The sequence below is a fragment of the Micromonospora noduli genome (genome assembly GCF_003264365.1).
GTDB classification, from domain to species: Bacteria; Actinomycetota; Actinomycetes; order Mycobacteriales; family Micromonosporaceae; genus Micromonospora; species Micromonospora noduli.
In genome coordinates, this window is sequence record NZ_PYAK01000002.1 from 316037 (window position 1) to 331529 (window position 15493).

The following is a 15493-nucleotide window of genomic DNA, read 5'->3' on the forward strand; positions in this document are numbered from 1 at the left end:
GTCAATCGTCATCAATCATGCCCGGGTGCGCTAACGAACCCGCGCGCGACGCCGCCGGAGGCGACCCACGCCACCACCCGGGCGGCCGCGTCCCGGCCATCGGTGGAGCCTACCGGCTGCCGTACCCCGAACTCGGGGGTCAGTCACCCACCACGTTGAACAGGGCGGCGACCTCGGCGTTGGTCAACCGCCGGATACGCCCGGTCCGCAGGTCACCGAGCCGGATCGGCCCGATCGAGGTACGCACCAGCCGGGTGACCGGGTGACCGACCTCATCCATCAGCCGCCGGACGATGTGCTTGCGGCCCTCGTGCAGGCTCAGCTCCACCTGGGCGGATTTGCCGAGAGTGTCCACCACCTTGAACGAGTCGACCTTGACCGGCCCGTCCTCCAGCTCGACGCCGGCCAGCAGCCGCTTGCTCAGGTTGCGCGGGATCGGCCCGACCACCTCGGCGAGGTAGGTCTTCAGCACCTGGTACGAGGGGTGCATGAGCTTGTGCGCGAGGGTGCCGTCGTTGGTGAGCAGCAGCAGGCCCTCGCTGTCCGCGTCCAGCCGCCCGACGTGGTAGACCCGCTGCTCCAGCCGGGCGCCGATGAAGTCGGCCAGCTCGTTGCGTCCCTTTTCGTCCGCCATGGTGGTAACCACCCCACGCGGCTTGTTCATCGCCACGTAGACCAGGCGAATGTCGACCTGGAGGCGCTCCCCGTCCACGTGGATCACGGAGGTTGCCGGGTCGACCTTGTCGCCGAGCTTGGCGACCCGCCCGTCCACCGTGACCCGGCGGCGGAAGATCAGGTCTTCGCAGGCACGCCGGGAACCCACGCCGGCGGCGGCGAGCACCTTCTGCAGGCGCTCAGCCCCCTCGTAGACGGGCGCGTCGGGTTTCGGGGAACGGTTATCGGGTCGCATCAGCAAGCTCTTCTACGTCGTCGGGCAGGAAGGGTGCGAGGGGCGGCAGCTCGTCGACGGTGTTCAGCCCGAGCTTCTCCAGGAACAACGTGGTGGTCCGGTAGAGGAACGCCCCGCTGTCCGTTTCGGTGCCGCACTCCTCGATGAGGCCGCGGGTGACCAGCGTACGGATGACCCCGTCGCAGTTCACACCCCGGATGGCTGAGATTCGTGAACGGGTCACCGGCTGCTTGTAGGCGACCACGGCGAGCGTCTCCAGCGCCGCCTGGGTCAGCCGCACGGACTGCCCGTCCAACACGAACCGCTCAACGTACGTAGCGTATTCCGGGCGGGTGTACAGCCGCCACCCGCCGGCCGCCCGGCGCAGCTCGAACCCGTGCCCGGCTGCTGTGTAACCGGCGGCGATCTCGTCGAGCATCGGCCCGACCCGTTCGGCGGGCTGCTCCAGCACCTGGGCCAGCACCAGCTCGCTGACCGGCTCGTCGACGACCAGCAGGATCGCCTCCAACGCGCCGCGCAGCTCGGCGTCGGACAGCGCGGGCGCGGGCTCCGGCGCGACAGTCGCCCGCCGCCGCCCCGCCAGCTGCCGCCGGGGTACGTCCCCAGCCCCACCCGACTCCCCCGCCGTGGCCTGCGTCACGGCACCGAGGTCCGGCCCCGCCGAGCCCACGTCGTTCCGGGGCGCCTCAACGGGATCTGGCTCACCCGGACCCGCCTCGTCCGAAGCCACCTCAAGGGGATCGGGCCCACCCGGGCCGACCTCGACATGGCCTGGCCCACCCGAGGCCGCCTCGACAGGGGCTGGCCCACCCGGGTCCACGTCGACCGGGCTCGGCCCATCCGGGTCAACCTGCTCAGAGCCCGACGCGACCACGTCCGGCTCGGCGGAGTCGGCGGCAGCGTCGGGTTCCGGTCGGCGCGCCGCCGCTTCGGGCGACGCCTCGGCCAACGCGGCCCGATCGGTGGTCGGCTCGGCCAGCTCTTCGGTGTCCGGTGGTGCCGCTGAGTCGTCCGGCGGCGCGGAGGTGTCGGCGGCGGCGGGCGGGCGGGGTCGGTCCCACGGAGGAACCCAGGCGGCGGCCTGGTCGGCCAGCGAGTCCCGACGTTGCTCGTCACTCATCCCGCGCACCCTCCGTCGTTCCCGTCCCGTCCGGCCCGCCGGCCTCCCCCGTCGGCACAGGGTCAGCCCCCGCCGGCTCAAGCCCATTCCCCGCCAGCTCAGGCCCAGCCAGCTCAGGCCCAGCCAGCTCAGGCCCAGCCAGCTCAGGCCCAGCCAGCTCAGGCCCAGCCCCCGCAGGTTCTGCCCCCGCCGGCTCAAGCTCAGCTCCCACCGGCTCAGGACCAGGCCCCGCCGGTTCAAGCTCAGGCGACTCCGGGTCGGCCGGGGTGCCGGCGTACTCGTCGACGTGCAGCTCGGTGTCGCCGTCGGTCGGGCCGGTCCAGCGCACTGTCAGCTCCTCCAGGGCCTGCTCCTGCACGAACGACACCAGGCCCTCCCGGTACAGCTCCAGCAGCGCGAGGAACCGGGCCACCACCTCCAGGGTGGCCTCGCAGTCCGCGCAGAGCAGCGAGAACGTGGCGGTGCCGGCCCGGCGCAGCCGGGCCGCGAGGATCGCCGCGTGCTCCCGGACACTGACCCGGACCATGTGCACGTGGGCGATGGAGACCTCCGGCACCGGCTTCGGGGTCATCGCCTTCACGGCCAGCTTCAGCAGCCGCTGGGGGCCGATGCCGAGCACCAGGTCGGGCAGCGCCTCGGCGTAGCGGGGCTCCAGGCTGACGGCACGCGGATAGCGTCGGCCGCCGACGGCCTCCAGCTCGGCGATGTGCGCCGCCGCCTCCTTGTACGCCTTGTACTGCAACAGCCTGGCGAAGAGCAGGTCCCGGGCCTCCAGCAGGGCGAGGTCGGCCTCGTCCTCCACCTCGGCGGCGGGCAGCAGCCGGGCCGCCTTCAGGTCGAGCAGCGTCGCGGCGATCAGCAGGAACTCGCTGGCCTCGTCCAGGTCCCAGTTGTCGCCCATCGCCCTGATGTAGGCGATGAACTCGTCGGTGACCGTGTGCAGGGCCACCTCGGTGACGTCGAGTTTGTGCTTGCCGATCAGTTGCAGCAGCAGGTCGAACGGGCCGGTGAAGTTGGCCAGCCGAACCGTGAACCCGGCGGGCTGCACACCGTCGACCACGGCCGCAGCAGCGGTCTCGGGTGGGTCGAGGGGTGGCGCGGTCACCGGACGACCGTAGTCCACGAGGCGGGCACCGGGCGTTCCGGCTACCGCTCCGACTGGGCGGCGATCACCTCGCGGGCCAGCTGACGGTAGTTACGTGCCCCGGAGGAGGCCGGGTCCATCGTCGTGATGGGGGCACCGGCCACGGTGGACTCGGGGAACTTCACCGTCTTGGTGATGACCGTCTGGTAGACCTTGTCGCCGAACGCCTCCACCACCCGCTGGAGGACCTGGCGGCAGTGCGTGGTGCGGCTGTCGTACATGGTGGCGAGGATGCCTTCGAGTTCCAGGTCGAAGTTGAGTCGCTCGCGCACCTTGTCGATGGTGTCCAGCAGCAGTGCCACACCGCGCAGGCTGAAGAACTCGCATTCGAGGGGGATGAGCACGCCGTGGGCGACGGTCAGCGCGTTGATCGCCAGCAGGCCGAGTGACGGCTGGCAGTCGATCAGGATGTAGTCGTACTCCTTGCGGACGGTGCGCAGGACCCGGGCCAGGGCCATCTCCCGGGCGACCTCGTTGACGAGCTGGATCTCGGCGGCGGAGAGGTCGATGTTGGCCGGCAGCAGGTGCAGGCCCGCGACGTCGGTCTTGATGACGACGTCCTCGGCGATGATGTCGTCCTGCATGAGCAGGTTGTAGATGGACAGGTCGAGGTTGTGCGGGTTGACGCCCAGGCCCACCGAGAGCGCGCCCTGCGGGTCGAAGTCGACGAGCAGCACCTTGCGGCCGTACTCGGCGAGGGCGGCGCCCAGGTTGATGGTGGTCGTGGTCTTGCCGACGCCACCCTTCTGGTTGGCCATCGCGATGATGCGCGCGGGGCCGTGCCGGTCGGTGGGCATCGGCTCGGGAATGGGCTTGCGCATCGTGTAGGCAGCCGGGTCCGCAGGACCCAGGTCCGCGCCGAGCGTCGCCTGCTGCTCGCGGAGCTCCGACGTCCAGGTCTCGGCACGGTCACCGTTGCCAGCCATGTGCTCGTTGCCCCCTCCCGACGACCCACCCGGCGTCGGAGCCGTCCGACGTCCTTCGCGGCGCCGCTGCGCACCCCGGTCGTGTCGCTCCAGGAGGTCCGCGCCGATGCCGACTGTACGCCACCGACCAGCAGGGGGTTCGGCACCGGCCCGGCGTGTCGGCGTCGACAGCGACCGGTTCAGCCCTGGGCGCGCGGATGCGCGGTGGCGTACACCTCGCGCAACCGCTCCACGGTGACCAACGTGTAGACCTGGGTGGTGGTCACCGACGCGTGGCCGAGCAGCTCCTGGACCACCCGGACGTCGGCGCCGCCGTCGAGCAGATGGGTGGCGTAGGAGTGGCGCAGGGTGTGCGGGGAGACCGCGGCCGGCCCGTCGACGGGCAGCCCGGCCCGGTCGGCGGCGCGACGCAGGATGCCCCAGGCGCCCTGGCGGGACAACGCGCCGCCGCGGGCGTTGAGGAACACCGCAGGGGTGCCCCGGCCGGCGGCGGCCAACCCGGGGCGGGCCCGGACCAGGTAGGCGCGCACGGCGTCGACGGCGTACCCGCCGATGGGCACCAGCCGCACCCGGCCGCCCTTGCCGCGCAGCAGCACCGTGCCGTCGTCGGTGTCGAGGTCGTCCACGGCGGCGCCGACCGCTTCGGAGATGCGCGCGCCGGTGCCGTACAGGAACTCCAGCAGCGCCCGGTCGCGCAGCGCGAGGGGCGCGTCGTCGCCGGTCGCGGTGATCGGGCCGGCGGTCTCCAGCAGCCGGATCACGTCGTCGACAGGTAGCGCCCGGGGCAGCCGCCGGGGCGGCGTGGGCGGGCGGACGTCGCGGCTCGGATCGGCGCCGGCCAGGCCCTCGCGCAGCGCGAAGCGGTGCAGGCCCCGTACCGCGCTGGCCGCGCGGGCGGCGGAGGAGACGGCGAGGGGCGGGTGCGCGTCGTCGCCGGCGCGCAGCCGCGCCAGGTGCGACTCGACGAGGCCGGCGCCGACCGACGCGAGGTCGGTGACGCCGGCATCGGCCAGGGTGGCGAGATAACGGTCCAGATCCCGACGGTACGAGGCGAGCGTGTTCGCGGAGAGGCCACGTTCGACGGTCAGGTGGTCGAGGTAACCGCGAACGGCACGGCGCAGCGCCGGCGTGGGCGATGTGCCCACGCCGGCGGAGTCCGTGCCGCCGGTCAGCCCGCCACCGTTCAGGCCAGCGCGTCGGCCAGCGGGAGCACGTCCATGCCGTGCGCCTCGGCGACCGGGCCGTAGGTGACCTGCCCGGCGTGGGTGTTGAGGCCCAGCGCCAGCGCCGGGTCGTTGCGCAGCGCCTCGCGCCAGCCCTGGTTGGCCAGCTCCAGGGCGTACGGCAGGGTGACGTTGGTCAGGGCGTAGGTGCTGGTGTTCGGCACCGCGCCGGGCATGTTCGCGACGCAGTAGAAGATCGACTCGTGCACCTTGTAGACCGGGTCGGCGTGCGTGGTGGGGCGCGAGTCCTCGAAGCAGCCGCCCTGGTCGATGGCGATGTCGACCAGCACGCTGCCCGGCTTCATCCGGGAGACCAGTTCGTTGGAGATCAGCGTCGGGGCCTTCGCGCCGGGCACCAGCACCGCGCCGATGACCAGGTCGGCGTCGAGCACCGCGCGCTCGACCTCGTAGGCGTTGGAGGCGACGGTCTGCAGGTGGCCCCGGTAGATCGCGTCGGCCTGCCGCAGCCGGGCGACGTTCTTGTCCAGCAGCAGCACCTCGGACTGCAGGCCCAGCGCGATCGCTGCGGCGTTCATGCCGGAGACGCCGGCGCCGATGACCACGGTCTTGGCCGCGTACACGCCGGAGACACCGCCGGGCAGCACACCGCGCCCACCACCGGTACGCATCATGTAGAAGGCGCCCACCTGCGGGGCGAGCCGGCCGGCCACCTCGGACATCGGGGCGAGCAGCGGCAGCGACCGGTCGGGCAGCTCGACGGTCTCGTACGCGATGCCGGTGACCCGGCGGTCGATCAGCGCGTCGGTGCACTCCTTGGAGGCGGCCAGGTGCAGGTAGGTGAAGAGCACCTGCCCCTCGCGCATCCGGTGGTACTCCTCGGCGATCGGCTCCTTGACCTTGAGCACCAGCTCGGCGGTCTCCCACACCTCGTCGGCGGTGGCGAGGATCTTCGCGCCGGCGGCGGCGAACTCCTCGTCGGTGATGCTGGAGCCAACCCCGGCGCCGGACTCGACGAAGACCTGGTGGCCGCTGCGGGTGAACTCGTTGACACCCGCTGGCGTGATCGCCACGCGGTACTCGTGGTTCTTGACCTCGCGTGGGATTCCGACCTTCACGATGCAGACACCTCTCTTCGGGGCTGCTCTCCCCCGACTGCTCGGTGCCACGACGGCCCCTTTGCCATCGCGGTACACCGGTCCTGCGGCGGCAGTCTAGGCGCGCCCGGTGCCGCCGCGAGCCAGCACAGTGCCACCCGGTGCCCGGGTGTCCTGACGAAGTGTCAGGGCACCGCCGACATTCGGCGGTCGACCGTCACCTCAGCCAACAGGACAGTGTTTCACCATTATCGTCCCATCTGCCGGGCGGCGGTGCGGACAGCCGGCGAGTGGATCACTAATGTGTCGGCCCATGACCACTCCTCCTTACCAGCCCGGGTACCCCCAGCCGGGGTATCCCCAGGGCGTCTCCGACAAGAGCAAGATCGTCGCGGGCATCCTCGGCATCCTGCTCGGCACCTTCGGTGCCGGTCGGTTCTACACCGGACACACCAAGATCGCCGTTCTCCAGCTCGTCGTGAGCCTGGTGACCTGCGGCGTCGGCGCTCTCTGGGGCGTCGTCGACGGCATCCTCATCCTGGTCAACGGCGGCACGGACGCGCAGGGCCGTCCGTTGCGCGACTCCTAGACCAACGAGTGGAAGGGGCCCCGCGGCTGACCGCGGGGCCCCTTCCGTGCGTACTCCCCCACCGGGCTGGACCGGCGGCGACGCTCAGCGCGGCAGCGGCGCGTCCGCCCGACGCAGCTGCGCGAAGCCGGTGTCCCGGGCGCGGGCCGCGGCCAGCAGCCCGGCCACCGCGGACGCGTTGGTGATCTCACCGGCCAGGACCATGGCGACCGCCTCGTCCAGGTCGATCCGGACGACCTGGAGGTCGGCCTCCTCGTCGTGGCGCTCGTGCCGCTCGTCGGCCGGCACGTCGCCGAGGTCGCGGGCCAGGAACACCCGGACGATCTCGTTGGTGAACCCCGGCGAGCTGTGCAGGTCGACAAGCACGTCGACCCGGCCGGCGGTGAGGTCGGCCTCCTCGGCCAGCTCCCGCAGCGCCGCCGCCGGCAGCTCCTCGCCGGAGACGTCCATCAGACCGGCGGGCAGCTCCCACAGGTGCCGCCCGACCGGGTGCCGGTACTGCCGGATCAACACCACCTGGCCGGCGTCGTCGAGCGCCACCACTGCCACCGCCCCGACGTGCCGGACGAGGTCCCGCAGCCCGGTCCCACCGCCCGGCATGGTCACCTCCTCGGTGACCACGTCGAAGATCCGCCCCCGGTACCGCTCCTCCCGGGAACGCACCTCGTAGCGGTGCTCCAGCTCGCTCACGAGGCCGACGACGCCTTCGTCGCGGCGCCGTTGCGGGCGGCCTTGCGCGTCGTCGGGGCCTCCGCCGCCGCGTCCAGGTCGACCGGCAGCTGGTCCGCCTGCGAGTACGCCACCGCGGCCTTGACGAACGAGGCGAACAGCGGGTGCGGACGGGTCGGGCGGCTCTTCAACTCGGGGTGCGCCTGGGTGGCCACGAAGAACGGGTGCAGGCTCCGGTCCAGTTCGATGAACTCGACCAGCCGGCCGTCCGGCGAGGTGCCGGAGATGTGCAGACCCGCCTTGGTCAGCGCGTCCCGGTAGGCGTTGTTCACCTCGTACCGGTGCCGGTGCCGCTCGCTGATCTCGGTGCTGCCGTACGCCTCGGCGACGATCGAGCCCTCGGTCAACGTCGCCGGGTACGCGCCCAGCCGCATGGTGCCGCCCAGGTCACCCCGACCCGCGACGATGTCCTCCTGGTCGGCCATCGTGGCGATGACCGGGTGGGCCGCCTGCTCGTCGAACTCCAACGAGTTGGCGCCGTCCAGGTCGGCCAGGTGCCGGGCCACCTCGATGGTCATGCACTGCAGGCCGAGGCAGAGGCCGAGCAGCGGGATGCCGGCCTCGCGGGCGTACCTGGCGGTGCCGATCTTGCCCTCGATGCCGCGTACGCCGAAGCCGCCGGGGATGAGGATGCCGTCCACGCCGGCCAACGCCGCGGCGGCACCGGCCGGGGTGACGCACTCGTCGCTGGGCACCCAGCGCAGCTGCACCCGGGCCCGGTGGCCGAAGCCCGCCGCCCGGATCGCCTCACTCACCGACAGGTACGCGTCGGGCAGGTCGACGTACTTGCCGACCACCGCGACGGTGACGGTGTGCCGGGGGCGGTGCACCCGCTCCAGCAGGTCGTCCCAGCTGGCCCAGTCCACGTCCCGGAAGGAGAGGCCGAGCCGGCGCACCACGTACGCGTCGAGCCCCTCCCGGTGCAGCACCTTCGGGATGTCGTAGATGCTCGGGGCGTCCGGGGCGGCGACGACCGCCTCGGCGTCCACGTCGCAGTAGAGCGACAGCTTCTCCTTGAGCTTCACCGGGATCTCCCGGTCACAGCGCAGCACGATCGCGTCCGGCTGGATACCGATGTTGCGCAGCTGCGCCACCGAGTGCTGGGTCGGCTTGGTCTTCAGCTCACCCGAGGGCGCCAGGTACGGCACCAGCGACACGTGCAGGTAGAAGCAGTTGTCGCGGCCCAGGTCGTGGCGGACCTGACGGATCGCCTCCAAGAACGGCAGCGACTCGATGTCGCCGACAGTGCCACCGACCTCGGTGATCACCACGTCGGGGAGTTGGCCGTCCTCGTCCGGGTCGGCCATCGCCAGGATTCGCGACTTGATCTCGTTGGTGATGTGCGGGATGACCTGGACGGTGTCGCCCAGGTACTCGCCGCGCCGTTCCTTGGCGATCACGTCGGAGTAGATCTGGCCGGTGGTGACGTTCGCCTTGCCGGACAGCGCCCGGTCGAGGAACCGCTCGTAGTGCCCGACGTCGAGGTCGGTCTCGGCGCCGTCCTCGGTGACGAAGACCTCACCGTGCTGGAACGGGTTCATCGTCCCCGGGTCGACGTTCAGGTAGGGGTCGAGCTTCTGCATCACCACGCGCAGCCCGCGCGCGGTCAGCAGGTTGCCGAGGCTGGAGGCGGTGAGGCCCTTACCCAGCGAGGAGGCGACGCCCCCGGTGACGAAAATGTGCCTGGTCGTCCGTGCTGATGGGGCCAAGGCCTGCTCCCGTGTCGTCTGTCGCGGTCATGCAGACCGCCGTGCTTGATCAGCAAAGTGATCACGCGATCCACGGGATTCGACGGTAACACCTCCCGGGCGGGTACCCGCAGGCCGCACCCCGGCTGCGACACCTCCGGGCCATCCGGACGAGGCCCGGCGCTCAGGACGCGGCAACCTCCGTCGATGACCGGGAGACCTGCCGCGGCGGTACGGGCACCGCCGGATCGGCGTCCGGCGTCGACCCGCTCGCGGTCGGCTCGGGCGGTTCGTCGGCGTCCCCGCGGCGCTCGCCCGCAGTGTCCGACGCCGGTTGGGTGACCTTCGCCGGTGCGCTCGGGGGCGGGCCGGCGATCGGACGGGGATGCACGGCACCCAGTGGCCCACCGCCGCCGGTCGGACCGTCACCCCCACCGACCGGGCCGACCCCGCCGGACCCCGAGTCGTCGTCGGCGCCGTTGGCGCGGGAGCGGCCCGCTGCCGGGCGGGTCCGGTCGGCGGCGTGCCCGAGCACCCGTAGCGACGCCAGGGCCGCCATCGGCACCACCAGGGCGGCGGCAGCGCCCATCACGTCCAGGGCCGCGCCGTCGAGCACACCACCGAGCACCGCGGCGACCACAGTGCCGGCCAGCGCGGCCCGGACCGCCGGGTAGATGCCGAACAGCCGCATCAGCCCACCCCACGGCTGCAACAGGGCGAACCACACCAGCAACCCGCCGGCCAGCGCCAGCACCGTCAGCGGGCTGTTGACCAACGTCTCGAAGTTCTCCGTGCTGGACCGGTGCACGGCGAACCCGCCGGTGCCGTCGCCGAGCGCGGAGAGGAACCGGCCCAGGCTGCCCCGCTCCCCCGGCGGACGCCGCAGGTCCACCACGGCGAACCCGATACCGACCGCCAGCGCTGCCATGGTGGCCCAGGCCAGCCGGCTGATCGTCAACCAGCCGCCGGCGCTGATCACGGCGGCGACGCTCACCCCGGCGGTGAGCGCGATCGCGCCGACCGGGTCGGCGCCCAGGTACGGGCTGCCGACCACCACCACGGCGAGGCCACCCACCGCCACCATCACCGCCGGCCGCCAGCCCCGGTGCACCCGTTGGGCGAACCAGCCGCCGGTGACCAGCGCACCGGCGAGGAACACTCCCAACCCCACAGTGCTCAGCCCGGCGTACCGGCCCCCCTGCAACGCGGAGTAGCCGACCACGCTGTTGAGCTGGAGGCGGGCCCCGGTGAGCACGTCCAGCCCGACCACGAGCGTGGTGAGGCCGGCCACCGCTCCGAGCGGCCCGAGGGTGTTCGCGTACCCGGGGGCGAACCGCACCGCCGCGGTGCCGGCCGCCACCAGCAGCGCTGTCGCCCCGGCGAAGATCCACCCGGGGTGCTCGCCGCGCCACCAGGGCACCGCGTCGGCCAGCAGCGCCGCCGGCACTGTCAACGCCACGGCGACCAGCAGCAGCTCCATCACCGCCACGATCCGCCCGGAGACGGGCGTCGGGCCGGTCGGGCCGGCGTGCGGACGGGCCCGGCGCAGCAGCGGCAGCATCGCGATCGCCAGCAGCACCTGAGCCCCGGCGAGCAGCGCGAAGAACGCCCCGGAGACGGAGCGCTGGGCGGCCGCCTCCCGGTCGGCGTTCGCCGGCGCGTTGATGGCCTCGGTCAGGTCGGCGGGGCGGCCGCCGGTGCTGATCGCCGGGCGGCCGAGGAAGAGCCGCTCCGGCATGGGCCGGCCCAACGCGGCGAGGGCGGTCGGCGCGAGGTCGACAAGTTGCAGGTACCCGTCCCGGCCGGTGCTGGCCGAGGTGAGCCACCCCCGTTCCCAGCCCGGCCCGTCGGCGACCGCCACGTGCAGCCGGGCCGGCTGGGTGGTGTCGGAGATCCCCGCGACCATCACCAACGACCGTGGGGGGCGTGCCGCCAGCACCCGGGCCAGCTCGGCGTCCGCCGCGCGGGCCTCCTCGGCGCGGGTGGCCGGGTCGGCCCCCTCGACAGTGCCGAGGTCGACGATGCTCAGCACACACGAGCCGAGCAGCGGCCGCGGGTCGGCCGGCAGCCCCGAGGCGTACCGGTCGACGCGGCCGAACGGTCGGGCGGCGGCCACTGCCGCGCCCGGGCCGACGGCGACGGAGCACCGCACCGACTCGGACAACGAGCCGGGCAGGGCGCCCCAGGGCAGCCGCTGCTGGTTGTACTGGACCACGCCCTCCTGGTCGGGCAGGTTCGCGCCGATGCCGTCCGGTTGTTCCACTGTCACCCCCGCCGACGGGCAACCGTCGACCGACCGGCTGCCGTTCCACGCGGCGAAGCTGCCCGCGCCGAGGGTCAGCCAGCCGTCCACCGGGCAGGTGGGCCGGTGCGCGGAACGCACCGACAGTGAGCCGATCGAGCCGTCCTGGGCCATCCGCCACAGCGTCGGGGTGCTCTGCGGATCCACGTCCTCCCAGCGCAGCCCGGCGATCCCGGCGAGCACCACGAAGTCGGCGGTGCGTTGCGGGGTGCCCTGGGGTGGGCGGGCGGCGAGCGCGGTGACGCCCAGCGCCACCACGAGCACTGTCAACAGGGCGGGGGCGATTCGGCGCAGCATCACCGGTGTCCCGTTCTCGGGGCGTCGGAGCCCGGGGCGGCCGCCGGACCGCCGGGATTCCCGGCCAGCTCGGCGTAGAGGGCGGCAAGCGTGGCGACGGTGTCCGCCTCGGTCGGCCACGTCGCCGCCCGTTCGGCGCCACGCCGGCCCAACTCCGCCCGCGCCGCCGGGTCGTCCAGCAACGCGCGTACGGCCGCGTCGACCGCGTCCACGTCACCGGAGGGAACCAGCGTGGCGGCGTCACCGACCAGGTCCGGCAGCCCACCGACAGCGGTGGCCACCAGCGGCACGCCGGCGCGCAGCGCCTCCTGGGCGAAGAGCTGTCGCGCCTCCCAGTCGCTGGTCACCACCGCCAGGTCGGCGCCGGCGAGGAGGTCGGCCACGTCGGTGCGGTGCCCCAGCAGGGTCACCGGGGCGCGGGCGGCCGACGTCCGCGCGGCGAGCGGCAGATACGCCGGCCCGCTGCCCGCGATCACCACGACCGGCGGCGGGGTACGCGTACGCCAGCGGGCCGCCGCGTCGATCAGCACGTCGTAGCGCTTCTGCGGGTGCAACCGACCGACCGAGACGATCAACGGCTGGTCCGGACGGACGCCGAACTCGGCGCGTACCGCCGCCGGGCGTCGACGCGGCGCGGGCAGCGTCGGCGCGGCGACCGGGGCGAGCCGGGCGTCGACGGCACCCACCTCGGCGGCCCGTCGCACCAGGTCCGCGGAGGCGCCGAGCGCCACCCGGACGCCCCGGGCCACCACCCGTTCGACGAGCCGGGACACGCCGCCCCGCAGTCCTCCCGCGAGCACCGCGTTGTGCCAGGTGACGATCAGCGGGGCGGCCGGACGGGCCAGCACGGCGACCAACCCGGCCCGCAGGCCGTGCGCGTGCACCACGTCGACGTGAGCGGCGGCGAGCGCCCGGCGCAGCGCGAGCACCGCCCGCGCGTCGGCCGGAGTCGGGCTGGCCGGGATCTCCACCGGCTCGAACCGCGCACCGACACCGGTGAAGTCGAACTGCTCCTCAGTGGCGGCGGGCCCGCAGACCAGGACGGTCGTGCCGCCCGCGACGAGGCCCCGGGCCACCGAACGGACGTGCTGGCCGACCCCGCCGGTGCTGGACGCGAGCACCAACGCGACGGTGCCCGACCAGTTGGCAGGCTGAGCTGGCTCAGTCATCGCGTCGCCGTCTCCTTCCCGTCGCCCCGCTCCGCGGAGCCCGCGCCCGGTGTCGGCGCACCGCCGGACGGCCCCCGCCGGCCCAGACGCCGCAGCACCCCGGCGAGCAGTGGCTGTACGTCCCGCCGGTCGACGAACCAGACCACGGCGAGGAACACAACCCCAACCAGAACCCCGGACAGCATGCCCTGACCGAACGCCGCCGCCGTCGTCGGGGTGCCGCCGCCCGACTGGTCGAGCCAACGGCTGAGGCCCAGCCCGGCGAGCCCGGCGAGCACACCGGCGAGGCCACCGGCCGCTCCGGCCCGTGCCGCTCCCGCGAGGGCGGGACGGCCGGCGCTGCGCAGCACCGCCACGAGCAGCAGGGCGCCGAGCACCAGCATCCCCACCGAGTTCGCGGACGTCACCGCGAGCACCCGGTCGGCGGTGGGGAGCAGCGCCGTCAACGGCAGCGCCGCGGCCGGAACAACCAGCCAGCCGAGGGTGATCGCCACTGTCGCCGACCGGGTGTCGCCGCGCGCGTACAACGCGCGGGACAGGATCGCGAACAAGCCGTAGCCGAGCAGACCCGGCGCGAATCCGCTGATGGCCGCCGCGGTGGACGCCGGATTGTCCGGGTAGAAGAGCGCAGCGATCGGCTGCGCGGTACCGATCAACGCCGCGGCGCCCAGGCAGCTGAAGAGCAGCACACCACGCACCGCGCTGGAGAGGGTCCGTCGGTAACCGGCCTCGTCACCGGCGGCGCTGGCGGTGGCCAGAGTGGGGTAGGACGCCACCGCCAGCGGCACGGCGAGGACCGCCCACGGCAGCAGGTAGATCGCCTGGGCCAGGTTGAACACCTGCGGGGACCCGGTGGGGCCACCGGAGACCCGGTTCAGCACCACCAGTAGCGCGACCTGCTGTGCCGCCACCGTCACCGCGCCGGCCGTGGCGAGCCCACCGATACGGGCCCGCGCGTCAGCGGTGAAGGAGTAGCCGAACCGGGGCCGTATCCGCAGCCGCCGCAGCGGGACCAGCAGCGAGAGCGACAACACGACCACGCCCAGTGTGGTGCCGCCGGAGAGGAGCAGTTCGCCGCTGCGACCGACCTGGGCCACGGACACGCCCCGACCCTGGGCGGCGCCGAAGGCCACGTAGACGACGACCACTGTGAGGCTGGACAGCAGCGGCGCGATGACGGGCCAGGCGAAGCGTCGGTGTGCCTGGAGGACGCCGGTGAGCACGATGCCGATCCCGTAGAGCGGCAACTGCGGGGCGAACACGCGCAGCATCCGGGCGCCGGCGGCGAGTTCCGACGCCGATCGTCCCTCGCTGATCACCGAGATGATCGGGTCGGCGAACAGGGCGACGAGCACGGCGAGGGGAACCAGCAGGCTCACCGTCCAGGTGAGCAGGGCGCCGGTGGTCGCCGCCACCGTCCGCCGGTCCTCCGCCGCGACCGCCCCGGCCAGCAGTGGCACGACCAGGCTGGCCAACGCCCCGCCGGCGACGATCTCGAAGACGATGTTCGGCACCGTGTTGGCGATGACGTACATGCCGCCCAGGTCGCTCTGCTCGACCACCCAGGTGAACACGGCGGTGCGGCCGAAGCCGGCGAGTCGGCTGGCCACGGTGAGGACGGCGATGAGCGCGGCTGCCCCGGCCAGCCGGCCGGCGCCGGCGAGGGGTGCCGGTCTGTTCACGTCAGTCGGCGCGTCGGCCCAGTGCGTCGAGTTCGCGGAGCCCCGGGGTCCGCTGGATCACCGCGGTGAAGCTGACCTTCTCGCTGGCGGCGGTGAGCCCGGCGAGGACGGCGAGCAGACCGGCCCGGCCGAGCGGGCCGGTACGGGCGGCGAGCGCGACGCCGAGCACCGCCCCGAGCGCGTTCGCGCCACTGTCGCCGAGCATCACGTCCTCGGCCAGGTCGTCGCGGAGCAGGCCGGCGGCGGCGCCGGCCGCGCCCGCGGCGATCCCGCCCTGCGGGCCGCCGGTCAGCGGCGCCGCGAGCAGCAGCCCGGACTTGAGGGCGCGGCCCGGCCGCAGGTCGAGCAGGTTGAGCAGGTTGGCCGTGCCGGCGATCACGCCGGCGCCGAGCAGCACGTCGACACCCCGGCCGAACGCACCGTGCCGCTGCCGGCGCGGGTGCGCGGCGACCCGGGAGTCGGCGGCGAGCAGCGCGGCAGCGCCCAGCCCGGCGGCGCCCACCCCGACGACCTTGACCAGACCGGCGGTGACCCGCCCCTCACGCAGCGCGGCGAGGTGCCCGGCGAAGCCCTTGGCCGCCTTCTGCTCCGGCCGCGCGCCGACCACGTCGTCGTACAGCCCGACGCCGCCCGCGCCGAGACCGGCGACCAGGGCGGCC

At 73.5% G+C, this 15493-nt stretch carries 13 protein-coding genes; 1 reads left to right on the forward strand and 12 read right to left on the reverse strand.

What is annotated here, in order from left to right:
• Positions 1-139: 139 nt before the first annotated feature.
• From GUI43_RS02870 to ald, 6 genes are all read right to left on the reverse strand, one after another.
• Positions 140-910, reverse strand: a complete 771-nt coding sequence (locus tag GUI43_RS02870; RefSeq protein ID WP_112584277.1) for a pseudouridine synthase — start codon at positions 908-910, stop codon at positions 140-142.
• The gene (gene scpB / locus GUI43_RS02875; protein ID WP_112697920.1) at positions 897-2030 is read right to left on the reverse strand and encodes an SMC-Scp complex subunit ScpB; all 1134 of its coding nucleotides are present in this window, start codon (positions 2028-2030) and stop codon (positions 897-899) included. Before scpB ends, GUI43_RS02870 begins: the two co-directional genes overlap by 14 nt.
• A complete protein-coding gene (locus tag GUI43_RS02880; protein ID WP_373861062.1) occupies positions 2023-3135 on the reverse strand; it encodes a segregation/condensation protein A in 1113 nt (370 codons plus the stop codon). The genes scpB and GUI43_RS02880 overlap by 8 nt, the downstream gene beginning before the upstream one ends.
• Before the next feature lie 41 nt (positions 3136-3176).
• On the reverse strand, positions 3177-4100 hold the full coding sequence (locus GUI43_RS02885) for a ParA family protein (RefSeq protein WP_030487987.1): 924 nt from the start codon (positions 4098-4100) through the stop codon (positions 3177-3179).
• 179 nt (positions 4101-4279) lie between these two features.
• Positions 4280-5245, reverse strand: coding sequence for a site-specific tyrosine recombinase XerD (locus tag GUI43_RS02890; RefSeq protein ID WP_112697921.1), 966 nt, complete (start codon positions 5243-5245; stop codon positions 4280-4282).
• Positions 5246-5283: 38 nt separating this feature from the next.
• Entirely contained in the window at positions 5284-6399 is a 1116-nt protein-coding gene (gene ald, locus GUI43_RS02895) for an alanine dehydrogenase (protein WP_112584275.1), read from the reverse strand.
• Positions 6400-6691: 292 nt separating this feature from the next.
• Between ald and GUI43_RS02900 the strand changes: the two genes are divergently transcribed.
• Positions 6692-6967 (forward strand): TM2 domain-containing protein, encoded by a 276-nt coding sequence (locus GUI43_RS02900; RefSeq protein WP_181539390.1) that lies wholly within the window; start codon positions 6692-6694, stop codon positions 6965-6967.
• An 84-nt stretch (positions 6968-7051) separates the two neighbouring features.
• Here GUI43_RS02900 and GUI43_RS02905 read toward each other — a convergent pair whose 3' ends face one another.
• The 6 genes from GUI43_RS02905 to GUI43_RS02930 all read right to left on the reverse strand — a co-directional run.
• On the reverse strand, positions 7052-7657 hold the full coding sequence (locus tag GUI43_RS02905) for an NUDIX domain-containing protein (protein WP_112697922.1): 606 nt from the start codon (positions 7655-7657) through the stop codon (positions 7052-7054).
• Positions 7654-9405 (reverse strand): CTP synthase, encoded by a 1752-nt coding sequence (pyrG, locus tag GUI43_RS02910; RefSeq protein ID WP_112697923.1) that lies wholly within the window; start codon positions 9403-9405, stop codon positions 7654-7656. The genes GUI43_RS02905 and pyrG overlap by 4 nt, the downstream gene beginning before the upstream one ends.
• A gap of 163 nt (positions 9406-9568) precedes the next feature.
• Complete coding sequence (locus tag GUI43_RS02915) at positions 9569-11983, reverse strand: hypothetical protein (RefSeq protein WP_112697924.1); 2415 nt, start codon at positions 11981-11983, stop codon at positions 9569-9571.
• Complete coding sequence (locus GUI43_RS02920) at positions 11983-13152, reverse strand: glycosyltransferase family 4 protein (protein ID WP_112697925.1); 1170 nt, start codon at positions 13150-13152, stop codon at positions 11983-11985. Before GUI43_RS02920 ends, GUI43_RS02915 begins: the two co-directional genes overlap by 1 nt.
• Positions 13149-14834: a murein biosynthesis integral membrane protein MurJ gene (murJ, locus tag GUI43_RS02925; protein ID WP_112697926.1), complete on the reverse strand. Its 1686-nt coding sequence runs from the start codon at positions 14832-14834 to the stop codon at positions 13149-13151. The genes GUI43_RS02920 and murJ overlap by 4 nt, the downstream gene beginning before the upstream one ends.
• 1 nt (position 14835) lies before the next feature.
• Positions 14836-15493, reverse strand: a 658-nt coding sequence (locus tag GUI43_RS02930) for a hypothetical protein (protein WP_112697927.1), incomplete at its 5' end; no start/stop codon positions are given.

Coding starts and splice junctions, on each gene's coding strand:
- scpB (WP_112697920.1), bottom strand. CDS start 2,030: ATGAGTGACGAGCAACGTCGGGACTCGCTGGCCGACCAGGCCGCCGCC.
- GUI43_RS02915 (WP_112697924.1), bottom strand. CDS start 11,983: ATGCTGCGCCGAATCGCCCCCGCCCTGTTGACAGTGCTCGTGGTGGCG.
- GUI43_RS02885 (WP_030487987.1), bottom strand. CDS start 4,100: ATGGCTGGCAACGGTGACCGTGCCGAGACCTGGACGTCGGAGCTCCGC.
- GUI43_RS02920 (WP_112697925.1), bottom strand. CDS start 13,152: ATGACTGAGCCAGCTCAGCCTGCCAACTGGTCGGGCACCGTCGCGTTG.
- GUI43_RS02900 (WP_181539390.1), top strand. CDS start 6,692: ATGACCACTCCTCCTTACCAGCCCGGGTACCCCCAGCCGGGGTATCCC.
- GUI43_RS02870 (WP_112584277.1), bottom strand. CDS start 910: ATGCGACCCGATAACCGTTCCCCGAAACCCGACGCGCCCGTCTACGAG.